Source organism: Exiguobacterium sp. s46, from assembly GCF_018618875.1.
GTDB lineage: Bacteria > Bacillota > Bacilli > Exiguobacteriales > Exiguobacteriaceae > Exiguobacterium_A > Exiguobacterium_A abrahamii.
The window spans coordinates 45,503-60,813 of the sequence record NZ_JACSMY010000004.1; the positions used below are offsets into that span (position 1 = coordinate 45,503).

Annotated in this window: 14 protein-coding genes and 1 riboswitch; of the genes, 11 read left to right on the forward strand and 3 right to left on the reverse strand. The window is 48.3% G+C overall.

Annotated elements, in window-relative coordinates:
• Positions 1 to 60: 60 nt before the first annotated feature.
• Positions 61 to 238: riboswitch (Lysine riboswitch) on the forward strand.
• A gap of 113 nt (positions 239 to 351) precedes the next feature.
• From KNQ08_RS14770 to lysA, 8 genes are read left to right on the forward strand one after another with little or no spacing between them, the layout of a single operon-like run.
• On the forward strand, positions 352 to 1,551 hold the full coding sequence (locus KNQ08_RS14770) for an aspartate kinase (protein WP_047395005.1): 1,200 nt from the start codon (positions 352 to 354) through the stop codon (positions 1,549 to 1,551).
• Positions 1,552 to 1,564: 13 nt separating this feature from the next.
• Positions 1,565 to 2,557: an aspartate-semialdehyde dehydrogenase gene (locus tag KNQ08_RS14775; protein ID WP_214772465.1), complete on the forward strand. Its 993-nt coding sequence runs from the start codon at positions 1,565 to 1,567 to the stop codon at positions 2,555 to 2,557.
• Between the two features lie 17 nt (positions 2,558 to 2,574).
• Complete coding sequence (dapA, locus tag KNQ08_RS14780; protein ID WP_023467119.1) at positions 2,575 to 3,456, forward strand: 4-hydroxy-tetrahydrodipicolinate synthase; 882 nt, start codon at positions 2,575 to 2,577, stop codon at positions 3,454 to 3,456.
• Positions 3,453 to 4,199, forward strand: a complete 747-nt coding sequence (dapB, locus tag KNQ08_RS14785) for a 4-hydroxy-tetrahydrodipicolinate reductase (RefSeq protein WP_023467121.1) — start codon at positions 3,453 to 3,455, stop codon at positions 4,197 to 4,199. Before dapA ends, dapB begins: the two co-directional genes overlap by 4 nt.
• Positions 4,186 to 4,893, forward strand: a complete 708-nt coding sequence (gene dapD / locus KNQ08_RS14790) for a 2,3,4,5-tetrahydropyridine-2,6-dicarboxylate N-acetyltransferase (RefSeq protein WP_029340774.1) — start codon at positions 4,186 to 4,188, stop codon at positions 4,891 to 4,893. Before dapB ends, dapD begins: the two co-directional genes overlap by 14 nt.
• 25 nt (positions 4,894 to 4,918) lie before the next feature.
• A complete protein-coding gene (locus tag KNQ08_RS14795) occupies positions 4,919 to 5,851 on the forward strand; it encodes a branched-chain amino acid transaminase (RefSeq protein WP_023467124.1) in 933 nt (310 codons plus the stop codon).
• A complete protein-coding gene (alr, locus tag KNQ08_RS14800; RefSeq protein WP_214806218.1) occupies positions 5,848 to 6,906 on the forward strand; it encodes an alanine racemase in 1,059 nt (352 codons plus the stop codon). Before KNQ08_RS14795 ends, alr begins: the two co-directional genes overlap by 4 nt.
• Before the next feature lie 13 nt (positions 6,907 to 6,919).
• Complete coding sequence (gene lysA, locus KNQ08_RS14805) at positions 6,920 to 8,236, forward strand: diaminopimelate decarboxylase (RefSeq protein ID WP_214806220.1); 1,317 nt, start codon at positions 6,920 to 6,922, stop codon at positions 8,234 to 8,236.
• A gap of 124 nt (positions 8,237 to 8,360) precedes the next feature.
• Here lysA and KNQ08_RS14810 read toward each other — a convergent pair whose 3' ends face one another.
• The gene (locus KNQ08_RS14810; RefSeq protein ID WP_214806222.1) at positions 8,361 to 9,356 is read right to left on the reverse strand and encodes a LysM peptidoglycan-binding domain-containing protein; all 996 of its coding nucleotides are present in this window, start codon (positions 9,354 to 9,356) and stop codon (positions 8,361 to 8,363) included.
• 192 nt (positions 9,357 to 9,548) lie between these two features.
• Here KNQ08_RS14810 and KNQ08_RS14815 point away from each other — a divergent pair, with 192 nt between their 5' ends.
• Positions 9,549 to 10,676, forward strand: a complete 1,128-nt coding sequence (locus tag KNQ08_RS14815; RefSeq protein ID WP_029340778.1) for an ABC transporter ATP-binding protein — start codon at positions 9,549 to 9,551, stop codon at positions 10,674 to 10,676.
• Complete coding sequence (locus KNQ08_RS14820) at positions 10,673 to 12,256, forward strand: ABC transporter permease/substrate-binding protein (protein WP_029340779.1); 1,584 nt, start codon at positions 10,673 to 10,675, stop codon at positions 12,254 to 12,256. The genes KNQ08_RS14815 and KNQ08_RS14820 overlap by 4 nt, the downstream gene beginning before the upstream one ends.
• A 145-nt stretch (positions 12,257 to 12,401) precedes the next feature.
• On the opposite strand, the gene KNQ08_RS14825 is transcribed toward KNQ08_RS14820, so the two are convergent.
• Complete coding sequence (locus KNQ08_RS14825) at positions 12,402 to 12,587, reverse strand: hypothetical protein (protein ID WP_050678068.1); 186 nt, start codon at positions 12,585 to 12,587, stop codon at positions 12,402 to 12,404.
• Between the two features lie 111 nt (positions 12,588 to 12,698).
• Positions 12,699 to 13,238 carry a gamma carbonic anhydrase family protein gene (locus KNQ08_RS14830; protein WP_050678069.1) on the reverse strand — a complete coding sequence of 180 codons (540 nt, stop codon included), beginning with the start codon at positions 13,236 to 13,238 and terminating at the stop codon, positions 12,699 to 12,701.
• Positions 13,239 to 13,362: 124 nt separating this feature from the next.
• On the opposite strand from KNQ08_RS14830, the gene ade reads away from it, so the two are divergent.
• Positions 13,363 to 15,096: an adenine deaminase gene (gene ade, locus KNQ08_RS14835; RefSeq protein ID WP_214772472.1), complete on the forward strand. Its 1,734-nt coding sequence runs from the start codon at positions 13,363 to 13,365 to the stop codon at positions 15,094 to 15,096.
• Positions 15,097 to 15,311 lie beyond the last annotated feature (215 nt).

Sequence of the window (15,311 nt, forward strand, 5' to 3'; positions counted from 1 at the left end):
AAAAAAACAGTCAAATGACTGGATTTAACAAAAGATGTCTGCTATAACTGTAACTAACAACCGACAGATAGAGGCGCGGATGACATGAGTAGCATCATTCTTGAAGGCAAGCATGCCGAATGATGTGAAAGGGGAAGTCCGCCGAAGTGAACGAGAAGATGCTTCTTCTTGTTTGCTGGTACAACGGTTAAGATCCGTTGTACTGCCGAAACCGATGTTTCGGAGCGCTATCTTACGTAAAAGAACGAATGACTTTGTCTTCGTTTGTCCGATCGTGATAACGACGGGCCGTAGGAACGCTCCTACCGGCCCGTCGTTTTTTTTCTGTATCGGGACAAAGGAGATAGGATTGTGACAACTGTACTTAAATTTGGTGGAAGCTCGGTTGCGACTGTCGAACAGATTCAGTCTATTGCGAATTATTTGAAGAGTCGCGCAGCCGAAGGTGAAAAACTCGTCGTCGTCGTTTCGGCGATGGGCAAAATGACAGATTCTTTGATCGCTCAGGCGCAAGCCATCACGGATCGCCCCGAGCGAAGAGAACTCGATCGACTGCTTGCCATCGGAGAAGAACAGACGATTTCATTACTCAGCATCGCCCTCAACTCGCTCGGTGTCAAAGCGTTATCGCAAACAGGCGCTCAAGCAGGAATCAGCACGATGGGCGTGCATACGAAAAGTAAGATCAAACAGATCGATGGAGATCTGTTACGACAAAAACTCGAAACGTACGATGTCGTCATCGTCGCCGGATTCCAAGGTGTCAACGAACTCGGTGATGTCACGACGCTTGGACGGGGTGGGTCGGATACAACGGCAGTTGCCCTTGCGGCAGTCCTTGATAAACGGTGCGAAATCTATACCGATGTCGACGGTGTCTATACAGCTGATCCACGAATCCACGCCGCCGCTCAACCGATTCCACATATCTCGTATGATGAGATGATGGAAATGAGCGCCCTCGGGTCGAAGGTCATGGAAATGCGAAGTGTCGAACTAGGAAAAAAATACGGCGTACACATCTTCGTCGGGAAAACACTTGAATCGAAAAGGGGAACATGGATCATGGAAGCGACGGAAACAATGGAACAAAAAGCGGTGACGAGTGTCAGTGTGACGAAGAACGTCTTGACGGTATCAATCAAACACGTACCGCAAACGAACGCAGCAGTAGCCGATATCTTCGAACTGTTATCCAATCGCCACGTCAACATCGACATGATCAGTCAAACGACGTTCGACAGTGACATCTTCTTATCGTTCTCATGTCCACTCGATGAGGAAGAGTTCCTCGATGAAGCATTGAAAGACATCATGGATCGCTTCACGACAGTCAAGGTCGACCGCCACAATCAGCACGCGAAGTTATCTGTCGTCGGCATCGGGATGCGGGATGCAACAGGTGTCGCTTCGAAGTTGTTCGCAATCTTCCGAGCGGAGAACATTCCGTTCTATCAAGTTACGACTTCAGAAATCAGCATCTCATACACGATTGCACAAGCAGATATTGAACGGACGGTTGCAGCGATTGCAAACGCGTTCGAGTTATAAGGAGGAAAACAGGATGTATCATGTAGCAGTCATTGGAGCAACCGGCGCCGTCGGTCAAAAAATGTTACAAGTACTAGCCGAACTGGACTTCCCGGTCAGCCGCCTGTCCGCTTACGCTTCTGCTCGTTCAGCAGGGAACACGGTACAGTTCAAGGAAGAAGCCATTACGATCCAAGCACTGACACCAAGTATCACGGAAGACGAGATTGACGTCGCGTTGTTCGCGGCGGGCGGAACGATCAGTGAACAATATGCCCCGTTACTAGCTGAAAACGGAACACTCGTCGTTGATAATTCAAGTGCTTTCCGGATGCAGGAGACGATTCCGCTTGTCGTGCCAGAAGTCAATCCACAAGCGATTCAAGTGACGGACCGCTTGATCGCAAATCCGAACTGTTCGACGATTCAATCCGTCGTCGCCTTAGCACCGCTCCAGTCACTGGGATTCGAGCGTGTCAACTATACGACGTATCAGGCCGTATCCGGTTCTGGTCAAAAAGGAATCGAGGATCTGGCACGTGGAGCACGCGGAGAAGAGCCCGTCAATTATCCGCATCCGATTCACGATAACATCTTGCCACATATCGATGTGTTCCTTGAGAACGGCTATACGAAAGAAGAGCAGAAGATGATTGACGAAACACGGAAAATCTTCAATCTTCCAGCACTACCAGTCAGTGCGACATGTGTGCGTGTTCCAGTCACGAATTCTCACTCGGTTGCGATCAACGTCACGTTTACGCAGCCGACGACGGTTGCAGCGATCCGTGAAGCACTTGAAGGCGCACCGGGCGTCGTCCTCATCGATGATGTCGCGAATACGCGTTATCCGATGCCACTCGATGCAAGTGGTACGGACGACGTCTACGTCGGTCGGATTCGACAAGATGATAGTCTCGCGAACACGTTCCATCTCTGGTGTGTAGCCGACAACATTCGAAAAGGTGCCGCCTCGAATGCCGTACAAGTCGCACGCCAAGCAATCGAACAGTCGATTCATTCATAAAAAAGGAGGAGTTCTTCATGTTCAAAGGAGCAGGTACAGCGCTCGTCACACCATTTAATGAAGCAGGCGAGTTGGATCTACACGTATTCGAACGCTTGATCGAGCAACAACTCGCAGCAGGAATTCAGGCGCTTGTCGTCGGAGGAACGACAGGAGAAGGATCGACACTGACGAACACGGAATTCGAACAACTACTGACGACTGCCGTTCAAATCACGGCAGGACGAGTACCAGTCATTGCCGGAACGGGTTCGAACAACACGGCAGCAACAATCGAGAAGACGTTACTCGCAGAGCGCCTCGGTGCGGACGCAGCGATGCTCGTCACACCGTACTACAATAAAACATCGCAAGCGGGTCTCGTCGCACATTTCACGGCGGTCGCTGATGCAACCGAATTACCAATCATGCTGTACAACGTTCCATCGCGGACAGGCGTTGCGATCGCAGTCGAAACAGCAGTGACGTTAGCACGTCATCCACGAATCCAAGCGTTTAAGGAGGCGAGTGGAGACGTCAGCTTCATGGGTGAACTGATGGCGGCGATTCCGGAAGATTTCGCGGTCTTCTGTGGAAATGATGATCAAATCCTGCCGTACATGGCATGGGGGGCACAAGGCGTCATCTCAGTTCTTTCGAACCCGTACCCAGCAGAGACACAAGCACTTGCTGAGGCGTTGCTCGCACAAGATCTCGTCACAGCTCGCCGGATTCAGGCAGACTTGTTACCGGTCATCGGTGCCTTGTTCAGTGACGTTAATCCGATTCCAGTCAAAGCATCGCTTGAAGAACTTGGCTTTGCTGTCGGTGCGCCGCGCTTGCCGCTCGTCCGTCAATCGGAAGCGGGACATGCCCACTTACTCGAAACGATGCGGGCTTACAAAGGAGTGGTTCGATGAAACTCGCGTTACACGGTTATGGGGCGACAGGACAATACGTCGTCGAACTCGCACCACAAAGTGTCGTGGCGATCGTTGACCGGACGAAGTCATCCGATACGATCGCTTCATATGCCGAGCTAACAGAGATGTCAGAAACGGTCGATGCGATCATCGACTTCTCGCATCCGAGTTTGCTACCTGATCTGCTCGCATACGGGCTGGCGACAAAAACACCACTCGTTATCGCAACGACTGGTTTTTCTGAGGCGGAACTGGCATCGATTAAGGACGCCGCAAAAGAAATTCCGATCTTCCAGTCGTACAATATGTCGTACGGTATCGCGATGGTGCAGCAACTGCTGAAGACACTTGTGCCACTAGCAGGAGCGTATGACATCGAATTGCTCGAGAAACATCATAACCAAAAAGTCGATGCGCCAAGCGGAACGGCTGAGTTGTTATTGCAAACGATTCAGACGGCACGTGACGTCACACCGGTATATGACCGGTCACAGACGCGGCAAAAGCGGGAGACGAACGAGATCGGGATGCACGCGATGCGCGGTGGAACGATCTTCGGAGAACACGAAGTCTTATTCGCAGGTGTCGACGAATTGATTGAAATCAAACATACAGCGCTATCGAAAAAAGTATTTGCTTCTGGTGCGATCAAAGCAGCTGAGGCACTCATTCAAAAAACAGCGGGACTCTATACATTAGAGACGCTCTACACACAGGAGGATTCACATGTTACTCACTGATGCTTACGAAATTGCTAAATTCATTAAAGATGCTAAAAAACAAACACCGGTAAAACTTTACGTCAACGGCGATTTGGCGGGCTTGACGATCGAAGGCGCTACAGCATTCGGATCAGATGAATCAAAGATTTTCTTCGCGGATGCAGGACTTGCGGCTACTTTCTTAGAAAAGTATTCAGATCGCATCACGGATGTTCACGTGGAGTATGACCGTCGCAACAGTGCGGTACCAATGCTTGATACACGTCACTTGAATGCGCGCATCGAACCAGGTTCATGGATTCGTGATCATGTCGTCATCGGTGACAACGCAGTCGTCATGATGGGTGCGATCATCAATATCGGTGCATCAATCGGAGATGGTACAATGATTGATATGAACGCTGTCGTCGGTGCACGTGGGACGATCGGGAAAAACGTTCATGTCGGCGCAGGTGCCGTGGTCGCGGGTGTCCTCGAACCACCTTCAAAAACACCTGTCATCATTGAAGACGGTGTCTTGATTGGTGCAAATGCAGTCATTCTTGAAGGCGTCAAAGTCGGCAAAGATGCCGTCGTCGCTGCTGGTAGTGTCGTCACAGAAGACGTACCTGCTGGAAGCGTCGTTGCTGGAACACCTGCACGTGTCATCAAACAGAAAGATGCGAAAACAGAAGAGAAGACGCAATTGGTGGATGATTTACGTTCACTCTGATTGACGTCGAAGAGGAGGAAAAAACATGGCAGTGGATACACAGTATGGAGAAGCAATTTGGTTAGATGGAGTCTTTCATGATCCGAAAGATGCGAACACGAGCGTCATGTCACATGCGATTCACTACGGTAGTGGATTCTTTGAAGGAATTCGTGCATACGCGACACCGGACGGACCGGCGATTTTCCAATTGAAGGAACATATCGAGCGTCTCTTCCGCAGTTGTGCGTACTACCACGTCACGATTCCGTATACTGTCGACGAACTTGTTCAAGCAACGATCGATTTAGTTGCGAAAAACGGATTTGAATCGTGTTATATCCGTCCATTCGTGTTCCTCGGTACGCCATGGCAAGCATTGATGGCGAAAGATACGACGGTTCATGTCGGCATCTCTTGCTGGGAGCTTGGGGAATACTTCGATAAAGGCGCTGGCATTCGTGCCAAAGTCGCATCATATCGCCGCGTCTCATCAACGATGATGCCGATGCAAGCGAAAGCGGCTGCGAACTATATGAACTCACAACTCTTAAAAGGTGAAGCGATCCGTGATGGATTTGATGAAGCTATCGCGCTCGACATGAACGGTAACGTCAGTGAAGCGAGTGTTGCGAACCTCTTCCTTCTTAAAAACGGAACGATTCATACACCGTCACTTGATTGTTCAGTACTCGACGGTATCACACGCCAAGTCATTATCCGTTTGGCACAAGATCAAGGCTATCCTGTCGTCGAACGTCATATCGGACGCGATGAGCTGTATGTCGCAGATGAGATCTTCTTAACAGGAACAGCTGCTGAAATCACGAGTGTCGGTGAAATCGATCATATCTCGATCAACGGCGGAACACGGAACGTCGCAGATGAGTTGCTCGATCTTTATCGTCAAGCCGTCACAGGTCAATTACCGCAATACGCGGATTGGTTGACGTACGTGACACCTGCTGTCGCAGAATGACGACGCGTACACTCGTCACGATCGATCGGAAGGCGGTGCGACAGAATGTCGCATCGGTCTTCGCTCGGTCACGTAAACGTATTTTTGCCGTGGTCAAGAACAATGCGTATAACTTAGGTATGCTCGAGATGGTCGAGACGCTGATGGCATCTGATGTGCATCACTTTGCTGTCGCTGAGTTGTATGAAGCCATTGAAATCAAAACGAATTTTCCAGACAGTTATGTACTGGTGATGAATCCGACGGAGGATTTTGAAACAGCACGACGTTTCGGAATCGCACTCGGTGTCTCATCGCTAGAATGGCTCGCCCTAAACAGTAAACAGCTGCAGGGAATCGAGTTACATTTGAAGATCAACGTCGGGATGAATCGTTTTGGTGTCAGTTCGCTTCAAGAGGCGGAAGCTGTCCTTGCGCTTGCGCAAGCAGATTCGCTTGATTTAACAGGTTTATATACACACTTTCCACTTGCCGATGAACCGGATGCGGATCACGATGGACAAGTCGAACGTTTCGTCGCCATTGCCGATGTGTTACGAAAGCGCCATACGTTTACGTATATGCACTCGGAAAACAGTGCGACGATCGTCAAACACGATCCGCGTCTCGCATTTTGTAACTATGTCCGCCCTGGCATCTTCTTATTCGGCTATTCACCGATTGAAAAGATGGACTGGCTCGTTCCTTCGATACGGATGACGACGGAGGTCGTTGAAATTCGCGAAATTGGACCGGGTGAGCATGTGGGATACGGGACGAACTTTACGAGTACAGAACCGATGCGGATTGCTATCTTACCCGTCGGATATGGAGACGGTGTAGTCCGTGGGCGTGCCGCGTTGCCTGTTCATATTAAAGAAAAACCTTATCCGGTCATCAATAAATTATTCATGAGTCATACGTTCGTCGCTGTCGATGGGACGATTGAGGTCGGAGACGAGGTCGTGCTATACGGGGATGGCGTTGAAATTGACGATATCACCCGGACAGGAGCAGCGAACAATTCAGAGCAGATGTGCGCCCGGTCGTGGCGTTTGACGCATCAGTATCTATAAGGAGGAACTTATTATGTATGGAAGTCAATACCTGACAGAAGAAAACAACACGTTGCACATCGATGGTGTCGCAGCGACCGATCTTGCAGCACAGTACGGAACACCATTGTACGTGATGGCAGAGCGGGAGCTGACGGATCGATTAGCGACCGTCCGGGAACACTTCCTTGATAAGTATCCGAACACGTATGCTTCCTTTGCTTCTAAAGCTCTGACGGTCAGTGCCGTATATGAACAAGTCGTGCGTCATGGTCTCGGAATCGATGTCGTTACGGGGGGAGAACTCTTCATCGCCCGTCAATCCGGGGTTCCGGCAGAACGGATCTATTTCCATGGTTCGAATAAATCGACGGCTGATCTTCAATATGCCGTTGAGCAAGGTGTCGGACGGATCGTCATCGATCACTTTGCCGAAATCGCACAACTGGAAGCCATCGCAGCGCAAGCTGGTCAAACGGTCCATGTCCTGATCCGGATCGTGCCACAAGTCATCGGGGGAGCGCATGCGAAAATTCAGACAGGTGGTGTCGATACGAAATTCGGTTTCTCGACGCATGCGTCAGATTACTTGGACGCGATCGAAGCGATTTTAGCATCGGAACATCTGTCGTTACTCGGCATCCATTGTCATGTTGGTTCGCAAATCCAAGATCCGTCACTGTTCGAACAGACGGCTCGGACGATGATGGGCTTCGTCGAAACGATTCGTGCGCATCATGGCTTCACAGTCAGCGAAGTCAATGTTGGCGGTGGCTTCGGTATTGCCTATACACAGGACGATCAGCCGCTTGATTTTGAAGCGACGATCGCACGCGTCATGGACGTGATCGAGACGGAAACGGAGCGACTCGGCATCGAACGTCCACGAATCGGGATCGAGCCAGGGCGCTGGGTCGTTGCGAATGCAGGAACGACACTGTATACGGTCGGGGCCATCAAAGAAATTGAAGGCGTCAGAACATATCTTTCGGTCGATGGCGGAATGACGGATAACATTCGCCCAGCACTTTACGGTGCCGTGTATGAAACCGTCATCGCAAACCGGATGAGTGGTGAAACGACTGAAGTGACGGTCGTCGGAGCAGCTTGTGAATCAGGGGATCTCGTCGCTGAAAAAGCACAGTTGGTCACACCGAACGGTGGCGATACACTTGCTGTCTTTGGGACAGGAGCGTATAACTTCTCGATGGCAAGCAATTATAACCAGTTCTTACGTCCGGCACTCGTTTTCGTTCGGGACGGGGAATCCCATGAAGTCGTCCGTCGACAAACGTATGCGGATTTGATTCAGTGTGATCTTGGGATCAACGGTGTCCGATCAGAGTCGTAAGAGGTGCGGGGTCAAACGAAAGGACAAAAAAACCGACGCTATCGCGCCGATTTCATGCATGCGATCTAAAGCGATTCTTCTCTTGAATAGAGAGGGATCGTTTTTTTTGTTGTGATCAGCAGATTCAGTTTGGAATTTTTAAGACTTGTCCAATGAGCAATAGGTTCGGATTCGTAATGTTGTTTGCCTGCATCAATGCTGTGACGGTGACACCATATCGTGTCGCAATCGAGTAAAGTGTATCACCGGCTTTAACCGTATAAGTCGTTGTTGGAATTTTCAAGACTTGACCGACGTTCAACAGATTCCAGTTCGTGATGTTATTCGCACTCGCGAGGGCAGAGACCGAGACGTTGTATTTGCGGGCGATGGAATAGAGTGTATCGCCAGCTTTGACGGTATACGTCGTACCGGTTGAAGTCGGTGAGCGGAGGAGTTCTGAAATCGTGACGAACGAATAGCCTTTTGCTTTTAGTTTTGAAATCATCGTCGGCAAGGCGGTCGGTGTTCCTTTCGCACCAGCACCGGTATGCATCAGAATAATCGATCCGGGAACGACTTTTGGTAATACACGATCCAAGATGGCTGTTGAAGAGATGCCTTTCCAATCCGTCGTATCAATATTCCATTGAATCGTTTTCGTATAACCTGCCGCCCCAACGGCACTCAATACGTTACTATTACTTGCACCGAACGGCGCTCGGAAAATTGGTTTCGTCGTTTTTCCGGTCAAGGACCGGATGAGAGATTCTGTTCGGGATAATTCACTCGTCATCTGGCTTGCTGTTAAGGTCGTAAAATCCGGATGCGAATACGAGTGATTGCCGATTTGGTGTGTAGGAGAGGCGGTTGTGATGTTCTTGATCGATTGAGGATGATTGTTTGCACCACTGCCTGTCAAAAAGAAAGTCGCTTTCACTTGGTTACTTTTCAAGATACTTAAGATTTTTGCAATGTTCGTCCCATCTGAACCGTCATCAAACGTCAATGCGACGACTTTTTGTGTCGTCGTTCCTTTCGTCACAAACGTAGAGCTCGCCGCATTAACCTGTGAAGGAATCGAAAGTGGACTAAGGAGAAGTAATCCGATCATCATGATGGTAGGTTTCTTGATGTTCATCGTCTAGTACCTCCTTCATCAAAAACATGCTTTACAAGTACTCTTTATTAAGGTATTCCCTTTATTTTAAAAAAAGAACTAAGAAATTCCCGTTTTGCAAAGAAATAAAACTAAATTACAGAAGATTTGTTTAAACCGTAATCTTTTTGGGAAACCATAATATATGGAAATAGTAAAAAGGAGTGAGAAGGAATGATCGAATTCAAAAACGTCGGTAAGCAGTTTAAGGACAATGTCGTCTTGAAAGGCTTATCGCTCGAGATTCAAAAGGGTGAACTCGTTGTTTTCATCGGACCAAGTGGCTGTGGGAAAACGACGTCACTTAAGATGATCAATCGACTGATCGAACCTTCTTCAGGCACGATTTTGGTCAACGGGAAGGACATCATGAAGACGGACACGATCGAATTAAGACGTCATATGGGATATGTCATTCAGCAAACCGGCTTGTTCCCTCACATGACGGTCCGGGAAAACATTCAATTGATTGCTGGGCTTGAGGGGAAGAACCACGATGAGATGGATCAACGGACAGAACAACTGTTGACGATGGTCGGGCTTGATCCAAAGCAATTCATCGATCGTTATCCAAGCGAACTCAGTGGTGGGCAGCAACAGCGTGTTGGTTTCGCACGAGCTTTAATGAATGATCCTGATGTCATTTTGATGGATGAGCCGTTCAGTGCACTCGATCCCGTTACCCGTAACGATCTACAGGAAGAACTTTTTAACTTGCAGGAAGAAGTGAAAAAGACGATCGTTTTCGTCACCCATGATATGGATGAAGCAATCAAGTTAGCGGATCGGATATGTATCATGCGTGATGGGGAAATCGTCCAGTTCGATACTCCAGAAGAAATCTTGCGTCATCCAAAAGATGAATATGTCGAATCGTTCATCGGAAAAAATAAAATCTGGAGTAGTCCAGAATTCATCAAGGCAGAAGATATCATGATCGAGGACCCAGTTTCAATCAGTGGCAAACGGACGTTGTTGCAGGGAATTGAAATCATGCGTGGACGCAAAGTCGACAGCCTGTTGATCACCGATCGTGACCGCGTCTTACAAGGGCTGATTAAGTTGAAGAACATCCAGACGATTCCGGATAAGAGCCAACGGATCGAAGAAGTGATGGAGGGCGAAATCATCGCCGTCAATGAACACGATTCATTACTCGATGTTCTTGAAGTCATGAATCAGGAAGAGACTGGTTATCTACCAGTAACGGATGCAACAGGAAAACTCAGAGGGTTGATTACACGTAGTAGCTTACTTTCCGTCTTGAGTGAGCAATTCATTCATGAGGAGGAAGTCCAATGAACGGATTCTTTGATTATGTAAAAAATAATACCGATCAGATCGGTGATTTATTGCTAGAGCACTTACAGCTGACGGTCTTTGCCGTCGTCATCGCGGTCGTTCTCGGGATTCCGATCGGAATTCTGATCACCCGTTACCAAAAGTTCGCGAAACCTGTCCTTGCGCTGACGAGTGTCGTGCAAGCCGTTCCGAGTCTTGCCTTACTTGGTTTCTTGATTCCGTTCATTGGTATCGGATCGACACCAGCGATCATCATGGTCGTGCTCTATTCACTCTTGCCAATCGTTAAAAATACGTACACGGGTCTGTCGAGCATTCCAGGGGACACGCTCGAAGCAGCCAAAGGAATTGGTTTAACGGATCGGCAAATCCTCAGTAAGGTTCAGATTCCACTTGCCTTGCCGATCATGATGGCAGGGATTCGAATTTCAGCCGTTACAGCTGTTGGTTTAATGACAATCTCAGCATTCATCGGTGCCGGTGGTCTTGGTTACCTTGTCTTCTCAGGTATTCAAACAGTTGATAATAACCAGATTCTTGCCGGAGCAATTCCAGCCGGTATTTTAGCACTCGTCATCGACTTCGTCGTCAGTCGGATTGAATACTCCGTGGCGCCAAATGGGATTCCACTTGCAGATGGTCGGATCAAGAATAAGGCACGGAAGCGTCGTAAGGCGATGCCAGCTGGACGTAAGATCGCGATTGCAAGTATCGTCTTCTTATTAATCGGTGGAACGGTCGCTTACTCTTTCCTCAAGGAAGATAAGATCGTCATCGGATCGAAGAACTTTACGGAACAATTGATTCTTGGAAATATGTTAGCGGATTTAATCGAAGATAAAACGGATTTAGAAGTCGAACGTCAATTGAACCTCGGGGGGACGAAAGTCGCTTACGGGGCGCTTGAAAAAGGGGAAATCGACGCGTATGTCGAGTACACAGGTACTTTGTTGATCGACGTGCTCAAGCAAGACGTCGAGACGGATCCAGAAACAGTCTATGCAAAAGTCGGGAAGATGATTCCTGAGAAAAGTCAGGTCGACGTCCTGGACCCAATCGGTTTCAACAATACGTACGCCCTCGCCATGACGAAAGAAGATATCGAAAAATATGACTTGAAGACGGTATCAGACATGTCAAAAGTCAGTGATCGTTTGATTCTCGGATCAACAATCGAATTCGCGAACCGGGAAGATGGTTATCTTGGTCTGAAGAAAAAGTATCCGGACATGAAATTCCAAGATGTACAACCAGTCGATGGAGGACTCCGTTATACAGCATTGACGAATGGTCGAACGAACGTCATCGATAGCTTCTCAACAGATGGTTTGTTACAAAAATTCGATTTAACAGTGCTAGAAGACGATAAAAAGTTCTTCCCACCATACTATGCGGTACCGCTTGTTCGTCAAGAAACACTTGAAGAACATCCGGAGCTGAAGAAAGTCCTCAACACGTTAAAAGATAAGATTACGGATGAGAAGATGCAAGAATTGAATTACAAAGCAGATGTCGAGAAACAGCGTCCTGAAAAAGTCGCGCGTGATTTCTTGATCGAAGAAGGATTAATTTCAAAATAAACAGATAGAGCCGAGGCGGGAATCCGCTTCGGCTCTTTTGGTATGCGCGCTGACGCGCTATATCGTTTTGGAAAATACGTAATCAAGTGATTAAATTATTTTTTGATGCGACTAGCGAGCCAAGCGCGAACAGTGCGTTGCTGAATCATACACGTTCTTCCTCTCGGTTTAATGTTCCAAGGCGGTGCTCGGCATCTTTAACGATACGTGCTTGAATCTCGACTGTCAACCAATCTGTTTCTGATTCGGGTAACGTCGGCAAACCGTAACTTGGGTTATTCGTAGATGAAAACAAATCAGACATGATGCGTTCTTCGTATACTGGAATCATGTAAAATCCCCTCTCTGTGTCTTGATTCATCTCTTACACCTCTAGTGTACGAAAGAATTGTAAAGACGGAAGAGGGGAGGTATTAAGAACCTGTGAACTTTGTAAACGTTCTCACAAACTTGTCATATCCTCTGTAATAGCTTCACAACTGTCAGCATACTGCTGACCTCGTTTCACGTATTTTCGGACTGTTCGTTCCATGATGAATCGATCATGGTCACTGATATCCCGGACGATTTTTGCAGGAACACCCATGACCATCGCGCCGGCAGGTACCTTCATTTTTGGCGGAACAAGGCTCCCCGCAGCAACGAATGCTCCTTCTCCGATTTCGGCTTCATCGAGGATCGTCGCCGACATTCCGATTAACGCTCCTTTTCGAATGATTCCGCCGTGAATCATCGCCATATGACCAATCGTCACTTCATCTTCAATGATGGTCGGATATCCTTCATACTGATGAATCATCGAACCATCTTGGATGTTGACGCGTTCCCCGATGTGAATCGGACCTTCATCTCCGCGTATGACCGTATTGAACCAGACAGATGAGTCTTTTCCGATCGTGACCTCTCCGATGACTTTAGATCCGTCTGCTAAATAAACGGATGGATCGATGTTTGGAACAAGTGAACCGACACGATATTTCATGCGTTTTTCCCCCTCAGACATTAAATCGATACTCTTTCATCTTGACGTTACAAAAAATAAATTGCAACAGCTTCCAAACTAATTGTAAGATGGTAAAAATACGCTTACAACAGGAGGAGACAGGATGGAACAAACAGTGCGTGAACGATTGATCGCGATTGCTGCAAAAAAAGAGAAAGCAGCCGTCGTCTATCAGAATATTTCAGTCATTGATGTCATGACACGTGAGACATATACAGCAGATGTAGTGATTGATTCAGGCTATATTGCTGCTGTCGGAGAGGGGTATGAGGGAATCGAGAATCGTCCGGGAGAAGGACTTTTCATCGCACCAAGTTTCGTCGATGCCCACGTCCATATTGAATCATCGATGGTGCCACCGAGTGAGTATGAGCAAGCGATTCTACCATTAGGTGTCACGACGATCATCGCCGATCCGCATGAGATCGCGAATGTCAAAGGAGCGGAAGGATTATCCTTCATGCTAGACGATGCTGAAGGTCTCGCCCTTGATGTCCGCATGATGCTACCGAGCTGCGTACCGGCCACTTCGTTTGAACACGCGGGAGCATCTCTTGATGCGGCGGCACTTGCACCGTTCGTCGATCATCCTGGTGTCCATGGTTTGGGAGAAGTCATGGATTATCCAGCGGTCGAACGAGCCGATCACGATATGCTCAAAAAAATTAAACAGATCGAAGACGCAGGAAAACTGGTCGATGGTCATGCGGCGGGACTCGGACCACGCGAAATTAACATTTATGGTGTCGCCGGAATTCGAACGGATCATGAATCTGTCAGTAAGGAAGATGCGATCGCCCGAGCACGTCGTGGTCTGTATGTCGAAGTACGGGAAGGTTCGGCAGCTCGAAACTTAAAAGAAGTACTCGATGCTGTGACGGAAAGCAATGCGAGCCGTTTCCTCTTCTGTACGGATGATAAACATTTGGACGATACATTACGCGAAGGTACGATCGACTATAATATCCGCTATGCGATTCGTCATGGGATTAAACGCGAGACAGCATATGCGATGGCATCGTTGCATGCGACGAATGCCTATCGTCTGGACGATCGTGGAGCTATCGTGCCGGGACGCCGGGCGGACTTCGTCCTGTTATCCGATGCCGATAACGTCGTGATTGACGAGGTTTATATTCAAGGTGAGTGTGTCGCACGAGCAGGAAAAACGACCCGAACAGTACGGCGCGCGCATGTTCCAGAATCGTTACGAGGTGCATTGAATACAAAACCGATTACGCCGGAAGTATTTGCGCTGCCACTTGAATCAGCACGGGCGCATGTGATCGGAGTCATTCCAAAAAGCATCGTCACCGAGCACTTGATTCTCGACGTTCCACTTCAAGACGGGCATTTCATGCCTGTGCCGGAGCAGGATCTCTTAAAGATCGCTGTCATTGAACGGCATCACGGCACATCCTTCTCGGCAGTCGGGATTGTCAAAGGTTTCAAGATGAAACGCGGAGCGATTGCGGCGACTGTTGCCCATGATTCGCACAACCTCGTCATCGTTGGCGCGTCGGATGAGGAAATGCAACTGGCTGCGGAACGTCTCGTCCAAGCGGGTGGAGGAGTCATTGCTGTCAATGGGCAAGAGGTACTTGCTGAGTTACCGCTTGAAATCGCTGGACTGATGACGAATCGTCCCTTCCAAGAAGTTGGAGATACACTCGAAGCATTGAATGATGCCCTCGATGTGTTAGAGGCGGATCGCTCCTTTAATCCCTATTTGACGATGTCATTCCTTTGCTTACCGGTCATTCCGGAGTTGAAGCTGACCGACAGTGGATTATTCGACGTAAAACACTTTCAGCATATTTCAGTACAAGCAGACTGATGTCCGTCGCGAGTCTGAGTCTCATTCCGGGACTCAGACCGTTTTTCTATCAATCGAGTTACGATAAAATCAAAAAAAGCCACTTTACAAAACAGCTAAAATTCCTTAATGAAACTTAATAGTTTGGATGTTGAATCATTTTGGAAAGCTTGTTATAGTAAGTTCTATATCGTTTGTGAGAAATCTCACTTTCTATGAAACTTTTATCTAGAAGG